Annotated in this window: 13 protein-coding genes; 8 read left to right on the forward strand and 5 right to left on the reverse strand. The window is 73.6% G+C overall.

Annotated features, from left to right (window positions below; all coding sequences use genetic code 11):
- Window positions 1-7: 7 nt before the first annotated feature.
- From ACZ6D7_RS06225 to ACZ6D7_RS06235, 3 genes are all read right to left on the reverse strand, one after another.
- Window positions 8-964 (reverse strand): 3-oxoacyl-ACP reductase, encoded by a 957-nt coding sequence (locus ACZ6D7_RS06225; RefSeq protein WP_469484197.1) that lies wholly within the window; start codon window positions 962-964, stop codon window positions 8-10.
- 16 nt (window positions 965-980) lie between these two features.
- A complete protein-coding gene (locus tag ACZ6D7_RS06230) occupies window positions 981-2,057 on the reverse strand; it encodes a Zn-dependent alcohol dehydrogenase (protein WP_469484200.1) in 1,077 nt (358 codons plus the stop codon).
- A gap of 163 nt (window positions 2,058-2,220) precedes the next feature.
- Window positions 2,221-3,078 (reverse strand): MaoC/PaaZ C-terminal domain-containing protein, encoded by an 858-nt coding sequence (locus ACZ6D7_RS06235; protein WP_469484205.1) that lies wholly within the window; start codon window positions 3,076-3,078, stop codon window positions 2,221-2,223.
- A 376-nt stretch (window positions 3,079-3,454) separates the two neighbouring features.
- On the opposite strand from ACZ6D7_RS06235, the gene ACZ6D7_RS06240 reads away from it, so the two are divergent.
- The 4 genes from ACZ6D7_RS06240 to ACZ6D7_RS06255 are packed head-to-tail and all read left to right on the forward strand — an operon-like array spanning window position 3,455 to window position 7,149.
- Complete coding sequence (locus tag ACZ6D7_RS06240) at window positions 3,455-4,918, forward strand: sensor histidine kinase (RefSeq protein ID WP_469484208.1); 1,464 nt, start codon at window positions 3,455-3,457, stop codon at window positions 4,916-4,918.
- A gap of 29 nt (window positions 4,919-4,947) precedes the next feature.
- Complete coding sequence (locus ACZ6D7_RS06245; RefSeq protein WP_469484563.1) at window positions 4,948-5,580, forward strand: response regulator; 633 nt, start codon at window positions 4,948-4,950, stop codon at window positions 5,578-5,580.
- A gap of 49 nt (window positions 5,581-5,629) precedes the next feature.
- Complete coding sequence (locus ACZ6D7_RS06250; protein ID WP_469484211.1) at window positions 5,630-6,664, forward strand: hypothetical protein; 1,035 nt, start codon at window positions 5,630-5,632, stop codon at window positions 6,662-6,664.
- 14 nt (window positions 6,665-6,678) lie between these two features.
- On the forward strand, window positions 6,679-7,149 hold the full coding sequence (locus ACZ6D7_RS06255; RefSeq protein WP_469484214.1) for a hypothetical protein: 471 nt from the start codon (window positions 6,679-6,681) through the stop codon (window positions 7,147-7,149).
- A 275-nt stretch (window positions 7,150-7,424) separates the two neighbouring features.
- Here the strand turns inward: ACZ6D7_RS06255 and ACZ6D7_RS06260 are convergent, their stop codons facing one another.
- Together ACZ6D7_RS06260 and ACZ6D7_RS06265 are read right to left on the reverse strand one after the other, a co-directional pair.
- Window positions 7,425-8,093 (reverse strand): class I SAM-dependent methyltransferase, encoded by a 669-nt coding sequence (locus tag ACZ6D7_RS06260; protein ID WP_469484217.1) that lies wholly within the window; start codon window positions 8,091-8,093, stop codon window positions 7,425-7,427.
- 254 nt (window positions 8,094-8,347) lie between these two features.
- Entirely contained in the window at window positions 8,348-10,090 is a 1,743-nt protein-coding gene (locus ACZ6D7_RS06265) for an MFS transporter (RefSeq protein ID WP_469484218.1), read from the reverse strand.
- Window positions 10,091-10,399: 309 nt separating this feature from the next.
- Here ACZ6D7_RS06265 and ACZ6D7_RS06270 point away from each other — a divergent pair, with 309 nt between their 5' ends.
- The 4 genes from ACZ6D7_RS06270 to ACZ6D7_RS06285 are packed head-to-tail and all read left to right on the forward strand — an operon-like array spanning window position 10,400 to window position 14,293.
- Complete coding sequence (locus tag ACZ6D7_RS06270; protein WP_469484221.1) at window positions 10,400-11,911, forward strand: MFS transporter; 1,512 nt, start codon at window positions 10,400-10,402, stop codon at window positions 11,909-11,911.
- A gap of 36 nt (window positions 11,912-11,947) precedes the next feature.
- Window positions 11,948-12,490 carry a SigE family RNA polymerase sigma factor gene (locus ACZ6D7_RS06275; RefSeq protein WP_469484224.1) on the forward strand — a complete coding sequence of 181 codons (543 nt, stop codon included), beginning with the start codon at window positions 11,948-11,950 and terminating at the stop codon, window positions 12,488-12,490.
- Window positions 12,487-13,311 carry a hypothetical protein gene (locus ACZ6D7_RS06280; protein WP_469484226.1) on the forward strand — a complete coding sequence of 275 codons (825 nt, stop codon included), beginning with the start codon at window positions 12,487-12,489 and terminating at the stop codon, window positions 13,309-13,311. The genes ACZ6D7_RS06275 and ACZ6D7_RS06280 overlap by 4 nt, the downstream gene beginning before the upstream one ends.
- Before the next feature lie 10 nt (window positions 13,312-13,321).
- The gene (locus ACZ6D7_RS06285; RefSeq protein ID WP_469484229.1) at window positions 13,322-14,293 is read left to right on the forward strand and encodes an N-acetylmuramoyl-L-alanine amidase; all 972 of its coding nucleotides are present in this window, start codon (window positions 13,322-13,324) and stop codon (window positions 14,291-14,293) included.
- Window positions 14,294-14,457: the final 164 nt, after the last annotated feature.

Genomic DNA, 14,457 nt, shown 5'->3' on the forward strand with positions numbered 1-14,457 from the left:
CGGCCGGTCAGCCCGGCTCCCGCCGCAGCCCCAGCACCTCGGCCGCCGCGAACGTCTCCCCGTCCGGCCGGTCCGCGAAGTGCGCGCCCAGGGCGGCGTCCAGTTCCTCGAAGCCGAACAGGTCCCCCTTGCAGTCGAACTTCGCCCGCACCCGCGGCCGTTCGACGACCGCGACCATCCCGCCGTGCACCACGAGCAGCTGCCCGTTGATGCGCGCGGCGGCCGGTGACGCCAGGTAGCCGACGAGCGGGGCGACATGGTCGGGGGCGAGCGGATCGAGCCCCTCGGCCGGCTCGCCGAACCCGGCGAAGACGTCCTCCGTCATCCGGGTCCGGGCGCGCGGGCAGATCGCGTTGGCCGTGACGCCGTACTTGGCGAGGGCGAGGGCCGTGGACGTCGTCAGCCCGACGATCCCACCCTTCGCGGCCGCGTAGTTGGGCTGTCCGGCCGAGCCCGCCAGGAACGCCTCCGAGGAGGTGTTCACGATCCGCCCGTACACCGGGCCGCCCGCCGCCTTGGACCGCTCCCGCCAGTGGGCGGCGGCGAAGCGGGTGGTGTTGAAGTGGCCCTTGAGGTGGACCCGGATCACCGCGTCCCACTCCTCCTCCGCCATGGAGAAGACCATCCGGTCGCGCAGGATGCCCGCGTTGTTGACGACGACGTCCAGCTTGCCGAACGTCCCGATCGCCGTCTCGACCAGTTCGCGGGCCTGCCGGAAGTCGGACACGTCCCCGGTGTGGACCAGCGCGGTGCCTCCCGCGGCCCGGATCTCCCGCGCGACCGTCTCGGCGGGGCCCGCGGACGTCTCGCCCGAGCCGTCGCGGCCGGGCCTCCCGTAGTCGTTGACGACGACGGCCGCGCCCAGCCGGGCCAGTTCCAGCGCCTCGGCCCGGCCGAGCCCGCGCCCGGCGCCGGTGACGATCGCGGAGAGCCCCGCGAGCGGTCCCTCGATCGGCAGTGCCATACGATCCGCCCGCCCCTCAGATCTCTATGCAGGTCCGCAGGGCGGCCCCGGTGCGCATCTGGTCCAGCGCCTCGTTGATCTCGGCGAGCGGAACCCGGTGCGTGATCAGGCCCTCCAGGTCGATCCGGCCGGCCCGCCACAGCGCGATGGTCCGCTCGTAGGAGCGCAGCACGTCGCCGCCGCCGTACATCGAGGGCAGTATCCGCTTCTCGTCGAAGAACAGCTCGAACATGTTGAGCTGGAGGAAGTCGTCCATGGCGCCCGCGCCGACGACGACCAGGGTGCCGCCGCGCCGGGTGTTCTCGTAGGCGGTGCGGGCGGTGGCGGAGCGGCCGACGACCTCGAAGACGTAGTCGAAGCCCTCACCGCCGGTGACCTCTTGTTTGGCGGCGGGCAGTTCGTCGGGGGAGACCGCCTTCGTGGCACCGAACCCCAGTGCGGCCTCGCGGCGGGAGGCGACCGGGTCGACGGCGACGATCTCGGCGGCGCCCTTGAGCCGCGCGCCCTGGATCGCGGAGACGCCGACCCCGCCGCAGCCGATGACGGCGACCGATGAACCGGCCTCCACGTCGGCGGTGTTGAGCGCGGCGCCGAGGCCGGTCGTCACGCCGCAGCCGATGAGGGCGGCGATGTCGAAGGGCACGTCGTCGGGGATCGGGACGGCGCAGCCCGCGTCGACCACGACCTCCTCGGCGAAGGTGCCGGTCCCGGCGAAGCCGAACACGTTCCCGCCGGGGCGGCGGAAGTTGGGCGTGCCGGCGTTCATGAACCCGGCCAGGCACAGCTCGGGCTGGCCGCGCCGACACGCGGGACACGCGCCGCAGGCGGGCAGCCAGCACACGACGACCCGGTCGCCGGGCTTCACCCTGGTGACACCCTCCCCCACCTCCAGGATCTCGCCGGCGCCCTCGTGGCCGGGCACGAAGGGCGCGGGCTGCGGCAGCACGCCGCCCATCGCGGACAGGTCCGAGTGGCACAGTCCCGTGGCCCGGATCCGGACCCTGACCCGGCCCGGGCCGAAGCCCACCGCCTCGACGTCGTCGAGGACCTCCAGCTTGTCCTGACCGATCTCGTGCAGTACGGCTGCGCGCATGGTGCGGCTCTCCCCTCGGGTCCCCTTACGGGCGGTGCCTTACGGAACGGGCGGTGGGTCCGGGTGTGCCGGAACGGGCGGTGGGTCCGGGTGCGCCGGAACGGGCGGTGGGCTCAGGTGCGCCGGAACGGGCGGTGGGCTCAGGTGCGCCGGAACGGGGCGTTCAGGTGTGTCGGACGACGGTGTCCGCGAGGACCGCCGCGTCCTCCCGCTCGGCCGCGCTCACGGCCACCCGCACCCCGCCCTCTCCCCGCCACAGCCGGATGCGCAGGGTCTCGCCGGGGAACACGACCCCGGCGAAGCGGGTGGCGTACGACCGCACCCGGGTGACGTCCCCGTCGAGCAGCGTGTCGACCACCGCCTTGAGGGTGATCCCGTAGGTGCACAGGCCGTGCAGGATGGGCCGGTCGTATCCGGCGAGCTTCGCGAACTCGGGGTCGGCGTGCAGCGGGTTGTAGTCGCCGGAGAGGCGGTAGAGCAGGGCCTGGTCCTCGCGGACCGCCCGTTCGACCACCTTGTCGGGCTCGCCCACGGGCGGTTCGAGCCGGGCGGACGGCCCCCGGTCGCCGCCCCAGCCGCCCTCCCCGCGTACGAAGATCTGGGCGTCGTTCGTCCACAGCGGCCCGTCCGCGTCGGCGACCTCGGTGCGCATCACGAGCACGGCGGCCTTGCCCTTGTCGTACACGGCGGCGATCCGGCCGGTGGCGGTCGCGCGGCCCTCCACCGGGAGCGGCCGGTGGATCTCCAGGCGCTGTCCGCCGTGCAGGACGCGGGCGAGGTCGACGTCGACGCCGGGCATGGACAGTCCGCTGATCACCCCGGGCGAGCCGGAGCCGGCCACGGTGGCGAAGCTCGGCAGGACGTGCAGCCGGGACTCCAGCGTGTAGCGCAGTTCGTCGGGGTCGGTGGCGGGGACGCCCGCGCCGATCCCGAGGTGGTAGAGCTGGACGTCCTTGCGGTCCCAGGAGATCTCGCCGGTCCGGGGTTCGGCGGCGAGCGCCTTGGCTGCGTCGATGGGCATGGGGCTCCTGACGGTGGCGGTACGGGGTGCAAGACCCCGGCACGGCCGTCCGCACCGTCGGCCGCACCGAGGTCGTCACGGGGCCGCGGAACCCGCCGGGGTTCTAGAACGCGTTCCAGTGCGGCGACCCTCTGTATAGCCGAGCCCTGTGTAGTTGTGAAGACTCCTGACGGCATGTCAGAAACAGAGGGCGGGGGAGGAAGGCGCAGGGCGGCGGGGTGGGGGTGGGCGCGCCTGTCGATGACATTTGTCCTGCCCGGTCGATGACATGCGGCCCTGCCGGACGGCCGCCCGGAACCGTAGCGTCGAGAACGAGGACGTGGCCGGATCGATCGGGGGCGGGGACATGGCGAGGTCACCGAGGCAGTGGGGGCAGATGGCGGCATGCCACGGGGCCGCCTGGCGCGCGCCGTTCCGCGCGGCGCGGGAGCGCCAGCGCGCCTGGCGGGCGGAACAGAAGCGGTACGGGGCCGAGCAGCGGGCCGAGCAGCGGGCCGCCCGTCGGGCGGGCGGCCCTGGGGAACCGCCGGGCCCGCCGCCGACGCCCGTGGCCCTGCTGCCCTGGCTGCTGCTGGGAATGGGCGCGTTCTCGAACCTCTTCCAGGGCGAGACACCCAACCCGCTGCTCGGCGGCCTGGGGCTGCTCACCTTCAACTCCTGCTACATCTACGTGACCGTCCGCTCCTTCGTGAAGGAGAAGCGCGAGGCGCCGTCCACCCGGGTGGCGCTGGCGGTCATGGCACTGGTGACCTGCGGTCTCGCCGGTGCCTACGGCGGCAACTGGCTGCTCTTCTTCCCGCTGCTCGGCCTCGCCGCGGGCGCCGCCCTGCGTGGACCACGGCTGCGGGCGAGCAGCGTGGTGCTCAGTCTGCTCGCCGGGGTGGTCGCCGTCCTGCACGACGGCTGGGGCGGCCTGGACATCGCCTACGCCACGTGGATCTCCACGGTGGTGACGGCCGTGATCCTGACCCTGGCCGAGGCGGTGCGGGAGCTGCGCGCCGCCCGTGAGGAGCTGGCCCGGCGGGCGGTGGAGAAGGAACGGCTGCGGTTCTCCCGGGACCTGCACGACCTGCTCGGGCACACCCTGTCGGTGATCGTCGTGAAGTCGGAGGCGGCCCGGCGGCTGGCACCCCGCGATCTCGACTCCGCCCTCGCGCAGATCACGGACATCGAGTCGGTGGGCCGGCAGGCGCTGACCGAGATACGCGAGGCGGTCACCGGCTACCGCGAGGGCAGCCTGCCCACCGAGCTGGACCGGGCCCGTTCGGCGCTCATGGCGGCGGGCGTCGAGCCCTCCGTCAGCCAGTCGGGCGCGCCGGTGGAGCCGCGGACCGCCGCCCTGCTGGGCTGGGTGGTGCGCGAGGCGGTCACCAACGTGGTCCGGCACAGCGGCGCCACGCACTGCGGCATCACGGTGTCGGGCTCGACAGAACGGGTCCGGCTGACGGTGACGGACGACGGGAGGGGGGCGGGCGAGAGGCCGGAAACGGACCAGAGGTGGGGCACGGACGAGGGGCGCACGGACGAGGGGCGGGGCACGGACGAGGGGCGGGGCACCGGCGGCGAGCAGGATGCGGTCGGTGAGCAGGATGCGGTCGGCGGCCGAGGTGTCGATGACGTAACTGCGGCCTGCGCGAGGAGCGGTGGCACCGGGCTCATCGGTCTGCGGGAGCGCCTCGCGGCGGCGGGTGGCTCGCTGACGGCCGGTCCGGGCCCGCGCGGCGGCTTCACGGTGACGGCCGAACTCCCCGTGGAGACGCCCACGCCGACGCCGTCCGCGACACCGGAGCCCGCACGGGAGCTGCCTCCCGTTCCGGCCGGACCTACCCTTGGCCCGTGAACGAGATGCCCGGCCGGCCCCTGGACGAGATGCCTCGCGACCACCGGCCCGCCAAGTCCATCAGGGTGCTGCTGGCGGAGGACCAGAGCATGCTGCGCGGCGCGCTCGCCCTGCTGCTGGGGATGGAGGCGGACATCGAGGTCGTCGCCCAGGTGGGAGCCGGGGACGCCATCGTCGACGCGGCCCTGCTCCACCGCCCGGACGTCGCCCTGCTCGACATCGAACTGCCGGGCATGAGCGGTCTGGAGGCCGCCGCGGAACTGCGCGACCAGGCGCCCGACTGCCGGGTGCTGATCCTGACCACCTTCGGCAGGCCCGGCTACCTTCGGCGGGCCATGGAGGCGGGGGCCGCCGGTTTCCTGGTGAAGGACGGTCCCGTGGAGGAGCTGGCGGCGGCGATCCGCCGGGTGCTGACGGGCGAGACGGTCGTCGATCCGGCGCTCGCCGCGGCCGCCCTGGGCGCGGGCCCGAACCCGCTCACCGCCCGCGAGTGCGACGTACTGAAGGCGTCAGCGGACGGCGCGACGGTCGCGGACATCGCCGGGCGGCTGCACCTGTCCGAGTCCACGGTCCGCAACTACCTCTCCTCCGCCATCGGCAAGACGGCCACCCGCAACCGGATGGAGGCGATGCGGGAGGCCCGCCGACAGGGCTGGCTGTAGCGGCACCGGCATCGGCACCGGTGGCGCCGGCATAGTGCATAGTCCCTGCATGCTCATGCCCACGCTGTTGCCGATACTCGGACGGGTGCTCCGGCGGGCGGCCGCCCGGGTGTCGAGCCTCACGGCCGTCCTCGCCACTGTCCTCACCGCCGTCCTCGCCCTGGCCCCGGGGCCCGCCGCGGCCGCCGGATCCGACGAGGTCGTGCTGCGGTTCGAGACCGAGAAGACCTTCGTCATGTACAACGCCGACGAGGGTGCCGGGGCAGCGAACGACGACTTCGTGGTGCCCGTGTACGTCGTGCCGAGCGAGGGCGGCCCGGCCCGGAACGTCAGGGTCGTCGTGGACGCCTCGGGGCTGGCCGGCGTCGCCCGGGTGGAGCGGGGCCACGGCGGCAACTGCACCGGCGAGGCCCCGGTGTTCACCTGCGTGTACGGCGATCTCCAGAACGGCGACGGGGAGAGCAACCCGCCCTTCACCCTGCACGGCGTGGACGGCGTGAAGCCGGGCGACAGCGGGACGGTCACGTACACCGCCACCGCCGACAACGCGGCGGCCCTCACCGGCACGACCCGGATGATTGTCGGCGGTCCGACACTGGCCGCGCCCGGTCAGGAGCCGGGCGTGAGCGGGCTGGCGCCGGGGACGCCGGCGAAGGTGACCCCGCGGTTCACGAACAGGACCCGGTTCCCCACGGCGGACGGCGTCGCCGTACAGGTGAACGTGTCGGACGGGATGACGCTGACCGCCCGGCACAGCAACTGCTTCTACGCGGGGCAGGCGCCCACCTCGGCGTGGTGCACGTTCCCCACGAGGGCCGCGGCGGGTGCCGCCTACCGTGCGAGCGCCCCGCTGGTCTACTCGGTCACCGATCCGGAGCAGCCGATCGGCGAGGTGACCTACACCTGGTCGGCGGCCCCGCGCAGGCCCGCCGGCCACACCGTGCGCGGCTCGGGCGCACCGATCGGCCTGGTCCGCACGGCCGGCCAGGACTTCGACGACAGCCACGGCAGGGTCGGCGTCACCACGAGGTCGACTACCGTCCCGTCACCGCGACCGTGCGGGGCCGGGTCGGCGACACCGTGAAGGTGCGGCTCGGGGTGAGCGACCTCGGCCCCGGCCGGCCGCCGGGCCCCGAGGAACTGGGCCGCTTCGAGGTGGTCCCGCCGGAGGGCACCACGGTGACCTCCGTCCCGTACAGCTTCGAGGGGGACGGCGGGTCATGGGCGTGCAACCGGCCGGAGAGGCCGGGCGGGGCGTTCGTCTGCGAGATCGGCTACGACCGGTTCTACGAGGTGCGGCACGAAGGCGGGACGACCGCCATCGACTTCCACATCCGGATCGACCGGCGGGTCCCGGGGGCGAAGGGCACCATCCGCACCTACAACCCGTTCGACCGCACCACCGGCAACGACGTCGCGACGATCCCGCTGGAGGCGTCGCCTGCCCCGCTCTACCGCTCCGTCCTGCGGCCCGCCGTGCTGGTCCCGGCGCTGCTGGTGGCGGCCGTGGCGGTGGGGGCGGGGGTGCTCCGGCACCGCCGTCGACGCGGACGCACGGCGCCGTCGTGATCTCCGATGATTTCCGACTCAGGACGCTGGTCGCACCAGGACCTGTCCGGCCGATCAAGTCGCAGGAAAGCGGCGGTGCCTGGGCACGCCGGTGAGCGGGGTGTGGTGCGTGCAGCTGCAAGGCGGAGGAGGGCGTCGACGCGATGGGGGTCCCCCCGCGCGAGCGCAGCCGAGCGTGGGGGAGTCGGCAACCGACGACAACGCCGCTGGGGGTACCCCCTCCGGGGGAGGGCGTGCCACACCCCGCGTCTGCGGCATGATCGGCCGGACAGGTCCTAGTCGCCCCGCCGGTCCTGGAAGTCCGCGGCCGTGCGCCGCAGCACCCGCAGGGAACCGGTGTGGGAGACCTCCCGGAAGGCGCCGGAGGCCAGGGCACGCAGGTAGACGCGGTAGGGGGCCTGGCCGGTGAACTCGTCGGCCGGGTCCGGGAACACGTCGTGGACGAGGAGCAGGCCGCCCTCCGCCACATGGGACGCCCAGCCCTCGTAGTCGGCGGTCGCGTGCTCGTCCGTGTGGCCGCCGTCGATGAAGACGAGGCCGAGCGGCATGCACCAGACCTTCGCCACCTGCGGCGAGCGGCCGACCAGGGCGACGACGTGGTCCTCCAGGCCCGCCCGGTGGAGGGTGCGGCGGAAGGTGGGCAGCGTGTCCATCAGGCCGATCTCGGGGTCGACGGTCTCCGGGTCGTGGTAGTCCCAGCCCGGCTGCTGCTCCTCGCTGCCCCGGTGGTGGTCGACGGTGAGCGCGGTGACGCCGGCGGCGCGGGCCGCGTCGGCGAGCAGGATCGTGGAGCGTCCGCAGTAGGTGCCGACCTCGAGCAGCGGCAGCCCGAGCCCGCCCGCCTCGACGGCGGCCGCGTACAGCGCGAGGCCCTCGTCCACGGGCATGAACCCCTTCGCGGCCTCGAACGCGGCCAGGATCTCGGGCTTCGGTGCCGCGGTCATGGGGCCTGCCTTCCAACACGGGTGGTGGGTGTACGGGCGCCCATGCTGCCGCACCCCCGGCCGGCGGAGCGACAGGGGGTGCGGGATCTCGGGGGGGGGCGGAAGCGAACCGAGCGGGTCCGGCGAAGTCCGCCGCGGTTCGGCAGCCCCCTGAAGGGGCGCGGAGAACTGCGGAGAACTGCGCGACCAGCCCCGACGGCGCCGCCGGCACCGCGGACGACCGGCGGCACAGCACGGCCCGTCCGGCGGAGCGCCTACGCGGTGACCGTCTCGCCCGGCAGCGCGAGGTCCAGCCGTACGGCCTGCTCGTCGCCCGCGTGGGTCGCGGAGGAGGCGAGCGGTCCGTGGCCGGTGGCCTTGGCGGCGAGGACGTACGCGCCCCGGGCGGGGACGGCGAGGGCATAGCTGCCGTCCTCCTCGGACAGGGTCGCGCCGGCCTGGCGGCCGCGCCGGTCGATCAGGGTGACCCGGGCGCGGGCGACCGGCGTGCCGGCGGCGTCCAGGACCCGGCCCCGGAAGCCGCGCAGGGCCTCTTCGGCGCGCTCCAGGTTGGCGTCCTCCTCGCTGCTGGCGCGCAGCTGCGGTCCGGCGGACGGGCGCTGCTGCCGGGGCAGGAACAGGGCCAGCACCAGGCCGACGGCGACGGCGGCGGTGGCGATCAGGAAGGAGACGCGGAAGCCGTGCATGGTCGGGACCGCGACGCCGCCCACGTCGTTCGCCGTGTTGGCCAGCACCATGCCGATGACGGCGCTGGAGACGGACGTGCCGATGGACCGCATCAGCGTGTTGAGGCCGTTGGCCGCGCCGGTCTCCGAGGCGGGGACGGCTCCGACGATCAGGGCGGGCAGCGAGGAGTAGGCGAGGCCGATACCGGCGCCCAGGACCACCGCGATGACCAGGCTCTGCCAGGCGGCGTTCATCAGGCCGAGGCCGGCGCCGTAGCCGATCGCGATGATCAGCATGCCGAGGATCAGGGTGACCTTGGGGCCGTACTTCGCGGACAGGCGGGCGTAGACGGGCGCGGTGACCATCATCGTCAGGCCGAGCGGGGCCACCAGCAGTCCGGCGACGACCATCGACTGGCCGAGGCCGTACCCGGTGGCGGTGGGCAGCTGGAGGAGCTGCGGCAGGACCAGGGAGACGACGTAGAAGCTGACGCCGACCATGATCGAGGCGAGGTTGGTGAAGAGGACGGCGGGGCGGGCGGTGGTGCGCAGGTCGACGAGGGGTGCCTTGGTGCGCAGCTCGTAGACGCCCCACAGCAGGAGCACCGCGGCCGACGCGGCGAACAGGCCGAGCGTGGTGCCGGAGGTCCAGCCCCAGTCGCTGCCCTTGGTGATCGGCAGCAGGAAGAGCACCAGGCCGGCGGAGAGGCCGATCGCGCCCGGCAGGTCGAAGGTTCCCTCGGCGCGGGCCGGGGACTCGGGGACGACGAGGAGGGTGAGGGCGATGGCGAGGGCGCCGAGGCCGGCGGCGCCGTAGAAGAGGGCGTGCCAGTCGGTGTGCTGGGCGACCAGGGCCGCGGCGGGCAGGGCGAGGCCGCCGCCGACGCCGATCGAGGAACTCATCAGGGCCATCGCCGAGCCGAGCCGCTCACGGGGCAGCATGTCGCGCATCAGGCCGATGCCGAGCGGGATGGCGCCCATGGCGAAGCCTTGGAGGGTACGGCCGACGATCATCGGGAGCAGCGCGCTGGTGACGGCGCTGACCAGGGCGCCGACGACCATCACGGCCAGGCTGAGGATGAGCATGCGCCGCTTGCCGTAGAGGTCGCCGAGGCGGCCCATGATCGGGGTGGCCACGGCCCCGGAGAGCAGGGTGGAGGTCAGGACCCAGGTGGCGTTGCTGGGCGAGGTGCCCAGCAGCTGCGGCAGGTCCTTGATGACCGGGACCAGCAGGGTCTGCATCACCGCGACCACGATGCCCGCGAAGGCGAGCACCGGGACGACGGCTCCGCGCGCCCGGCGGGTGGGCCGTTCGATCGTCGTGTGCGTCATGGAAGGGGGCCTCCGGGGCGGCGCGTAGGGGATACATGGACCCCGAACCTGTATGCATGGGCAACTATTCCGATACTTCGACGCGCTAACAATTTCTTTAGCTTCTCTTGGGAAAGCGGGCGCCCCTCCGGGCTCGGGACCGGACCTCGGGACCGGACCTCGGGACCGGACCTCGGGACCTGGCCTCGGGACCTGGCCTCGGGACCGGACCTCGGGACCTGGCCTCGTAGCCGAACCTCGGAACCGGACCTCAGGCCTAGGGCCAAATCCCGATGCAAGGGGCGCAGCCCGGTTGAGACCATGACGCCCATGCTGGAATCCGCCGGTACCACCCGCCCCCGCAGATTCGCCCGCCCCCACGGCCCCGGCCGTGGCGCTCCCGCCGCCTGGCTGGTCGTGGCGCTCGCGTGCGCCGGACAGTTCCTCGTCGTGCTGGACGTGTCCGTCGTGAACGTGGCCCTGCCGTCGATGCGGACCGATCTGGACCTGAGCCCGTCCGGACTCCAGTGGGTGGTGAACGCCTACGCCATCGCCTTCGCCGGTTTCCTGCTGCTCGGCGGTCGCGCCGGCGACCTCTACGGCCGCAAGCGGATGTTCCTGGCCGGGCTCGCCCTGTTCACTCTGGCCTCGCTGGCCGGCGGACTCGCCCAGGACGGCTGGCAGCTGCTCCTCGCGCGGGCCGTGCAGGGCCTGGGCGCGGCGGTGCTCGCCCCGGCGACGCTGACGATCGTCACCTCCGCCGTCCCGGAGGGTGCCGCCCGGGCCCGGGCGATCGCCACGTGGACGGCGGTCGGCGCGGGCGGCGGCGCCGCGGGCGGACTCGTCGGCGGCGTGCTGGTGGACGTCCTGTCCTGGCGGTGGGTGCTGCTGATCAACGTGCCCGTCGGGGCCGTCGTGCTGGCCGGTGCCCTGCGGTGGCTGCGGGAGAGCCGCGCCGCGGCCGGCCGCCGCCTGGACCTGCCGGGCGCCCTGCTGGTCACGGCCGGACTGGCCACGCTGGCGTACGGCATCTCACAGACGGAGGCCGAGGGGTGGACGGCGCCGTCCACGCTCGTGCCGCTGGCCGCCGGGCTCGCGCTGATCGGGCTGTTCCTCGCCGTCGAGGCGCGGACGGCGGCCCCGCTGATGCCGCTGGGGCTGTTCCGGCGGCGGGCGGTGTCGGCGGCGAACGCGGCGATGTTCCTGTCCGGCTCGGCGATGTTCGCCATGTGGTTCTTCCTGACGCTGTACGCGCAGAACGCCCTCGGCTACACCCCGCTGGAGGCCGGTCTCGCGCTGGTGCCCAGCTCGCTGGCCGTCGTCCTCGGCTCGAAGCTCGCGCCGCGCCTGATGCGCACGGCCGGGGCGCGCACGGTGGCGGCGCTGGGCACGCTCGTCGCGGCGACCGGCTTCGGCTGGCAGTCGACGATGCGGATCGACGACCCGTACGTCACCGGGATCATGCTGCCGGGCGTGCTGATGATGCTGGGCGCCGGCCTGGCGTCGACCCCGCTGGCCGCGCTGGCCACCTCGGGGGCGGCGCCCGGCGAGGCCGGCCTGGTCTCCGGCCTGGTCAACACCTCCCGCACGATGGGCGGCTCGCTGGGCCTGGCGGTCCTGTCGACGATCGCGGCCTCCCGGACGGCGGGACGCGGGACACCGCAGGCCCTGACGGAGGGGTACGCGCTGGCGTTCCGCACGGGCACGGGGGTGCTGCTCGCCGGGGTCGTGCTGATGCTGGTGTGGCTGCCGCGCGCGACCGGCGGGGCCACGGGGGTCGACGGGGCGGAGCCGGTCGGCGAGGCGTCGGAAAAACTTTCCGCGCCGGGGCAACGATCCTGACCCCTCGGGGCCTCCTTTGAACATCTAGGAGGTGCCATGGGGGATTCGAAACAGGCCGGGAACACGGAGTTCCAGGCCTTCGTCATCGGCCGCTGGCCGCGGCTGATGCGTACGGCATTCCTCCTCACGGGGGAGCAGCACGCCGCGGAGGACCTGGCCCAGACGACGCTCGAACAGGTCTATGTGGCCTGGAACAGGGTCGCCTCGGCCGACGAACCGGAGGCGTACGTACGGCGCGTGATGATCAACGCGCACGCCCGCAAATACCGCAGGAAGCTGCGTGAGTTCCTCGCGCCGAGGGGCGAGGACCCGGGCCTGGCGCACGAGATCGCCGACACCGGCGACCGCATCGCCCAGGCCGACGACCGGCACGCCCTGCTGAAGGCGCTGGCCGAGCTGCCGCCGCGGCAGCGCGAGGCGGTGGTCCTGCGGTACTGGGAGGACCTGACCGAGTCGCAGACGGCCGAGGCGATGGGCTGTTCGGTCGGCGCGGTCAAGAGCAACGCGGCCAAGGGGATCGCGAAACTGCGTGCCATACCGGGACTGGCGGACATGGTGACGCACGGAGGGCGGACATGATGAGCGCGGACCGGGAGAACCACGGCATGACACAGCACGACATCGCCCTCCTGCTGGCCGACGCCGCGGACGAGGTGGAGATCGGCATAGCCCCCACCCAGGCGCTGATCCGCGGGGGCCGCCGCCGCAAGGCGCGGCGCTGGGCGGTGGCGGGGGCCGCGGCCCTGGTGGTGGCCGGCTCGACGGGGGCGCTGGCGGTGTCGGGGCTGCCGGGGAGCACGGACCGGGGACTGCCGGCGGTCCAGCCGTCGGTGACGGGGACGCCCAATCCGTTCCAGCCCCACGGGCGGACGGTCCTGGCGACCGGTACCGACGGGGGTGAGCCGTGGCAGGTCGGCATCGACGTGTGGCTGGCCCCGGTGGACACGGCGGACGCCCGGTCCACCCTCGACGCGATGGCGGAGTACGGCGAGTACCCGGAAGGCGTCAGCACGCCCTCCGACCTGGTCGGCAAGATCGCGTACTTCGTGTACCGGCGCACCGGCGACGAGGCCCGGGACAAAGATGTGACGGAGAACCTGGTGCCCAAGGGCGACACCCTGTCGGGCACCGACGTCGAGGCCGCCTCCATCCCCCTGTTCCCCGGCGAGGACGCCCAGCGCCTGGTGATCGGCCATGTCGCCAAGACCGCCCGGCAGGTCACCTGCACCTGGAAGGACGGCACGACCACCGTGGTCGAGCGGGCCTCCTCGGACGACGTCAACAGCGACGAGCTGGTGATCCGCGATCCCGCGGGCTCCCCGTACTCCTGGTTCGTCTGCCTCGCCCCCCAGGGCACCGCCTACAAGTCGGTGGAGGTGACCGGACAGGCCTCCGGCTAGGGTGGCGGGCGTGTCGTACACAGGCTCGACCCCCAACCCCTTCGACCCCTTCGGTGCCCCGCAGCCCCGCCGCTCCCAGCTGCGCCGCCGGCTGACGGTCGCGCTCGCCGTGCTCGTGCCGGGCGCGCTGCTCGGCTGGCTGGCGTACGGCACGCTCGGCGGGGGCGGGGACGGCGGAGCGGGCCGCACGGCCGGAGCGGGGTCGTCGTCGAGCGTGCTGCGCTCGCCCACCGACGGCGAGGGGACGTCCGGCGGCTCCACACCGTCCGCGCCCGCCGGGTCCGGCGGCACCGCGCCGGGCGGCTCGGCCTCGCTCGCGGGCAAGGTCGTCGTCATCGACCCCGGTCACAACCCGACGAACGTCGAGCACACCGCCGAGATCAACAGCACGGTGGACATCGGCACCAACAGCAAGGAGTGCGACACCACGGGGACGTCCACCAACTCGGGGTACAGCGAGGCCCGTTTCACGCTGGACGTGGCGCACCGGCTGCGGACACTGCTGCAACAGCAGGGCGCCACCGTGAAGCTGACGCAGGACGAGGACCGGCCGTACGGGCCGTGTGTGGACGAGCGGGCCCGGATCGGGAACGCGGCGCACGCCGACGCGGTGGTCTCGATCCACGCGGACGGCTCGGGGACCGGCAACCGCGGCTTCCATGTGATCCTGCCGGGCTCGGTGCGCGAGGGTGCCGCCGACACCCGCGCGATCGTCGCCCCGTCGAAGGACCTCGGGAAGCGGATCGTGGACGACTTCGCGCGCACGACGGGCAGTTCCCCGTCCAACTACATCGGCGACGGCACCGGTCTCGTCACACGTGAGGACCTGGGCGGTCTCAATCTGTCAACGGTTCCCAAGGTGTTCATCGAGTGCGGCAACATGCGCGATAGCAAGGACGCGGCGCTGCTGACCAGTGGCGCGTGGCGGCAGAAGGCGGCGCAGGGGATCTCTGAGGGAATCGTGAGTTTCCTGCGCGGGTAGTGATCAGCGCGCTGATCCGGGCGGACATCCCGATCGTGCGGACGATAGTGTCGTCCCGACGATGAGGGGCCACCCCCGCGCTTCACACAGGAGCCTGAGGGCGACATGGTGACAGCGACGCCTCTACCGACGCGTAGTGATGACGTACTGATGACGAGACGACT

It is taken from the genome of Streptomyces sp. NPDC041784 (genome assembly GCF_055591025.1).

Excerpts from the sequence above, each read along its gene's own strand:
- ACZ6D7_RS06225 (WP_469484197.1), bottom strand. The coding sequence starts at position 964 with ATGGCACTGCCGATCGAGGGACCGCTCGCGGGGCTCTCCGCGATCGTC.
- ACZ6D7_RS06230 (WP_469484200.1), bottom strand. The coding sequence starts at position 2,057 with ATGCGCGCAGCCGTACTGCACGAGATCGGTCAGGACAAGCTGGAGGTC.
- ACZ6D7_RS06235 (WP_469484205.1), bottom strand. The coding sequence starts at position 3,078 with ATGCCCATCGACGCAGCCAAGGCGCTCGCCGCCGAACCCCGGACCGGC.
- ACZ6D7_RS06240 (WP_469484208.1), top strand. The coding sequence starts at position 3,455 with ATGGCGGCATGCCACGGGGCCGCCTGGCGCGCGCCGTTCCGCGCGGCG.
- ACZ6D7_RS06245 (WP_469484563.1), top strand. The coding sequence starts at position 4,948 with ATGCCTCGCGACCACCGGCCCGCCAAGTCCATCAGGGTGCTGCTGGCG.
- ACZ6D7_RS06250 (WP_469484211.1), top strand. The coding sequence starts at position 5,630 with ATGCTCATGCCCACGCTGTTGCCGATACTCGGACGGGTGCTCCGGCGG.
- ACZ6D7_RS06260 (WP_469484217.1), bottom strand. The coding sequence starts at position 8,093 with ATGACCGCGGCACCGAAGCCCGAGATCCTGGCCGCGTTCGAGGCCGCG.
- ACZ6D7_RS06265 (WP_469484218.1), bottom strand. The coding sequence starts at position 10,090 with ATGACGCACACGACGATCGAACGGCCCACCCGCCGGGCGCGCGGAGCC.
- ACZ6D7_RS06270 (WP_469484221.1), top strand. The coding sequence starts at position 10,400 with ATGCTGGAATCCGCCGGTACCACCCGCCCCCGCAGATTCGCCCGCCCC.
- ACZ6D7_RS06275 (WP_469484224.1), top strand. The coding sequence starts at position 11,948 with ATGGGGGATTCGAAACAGGCCGGGAACACGGAGTTCCAGGCCTTCGTC.
- ACZ6D7_RS06280 (WP_469484226.1), top strand. The coding sequence starts at position 12,487 with ATGATGAGCGCGGACCGGGAGAACCACGGCATGACACAGCACGACATC.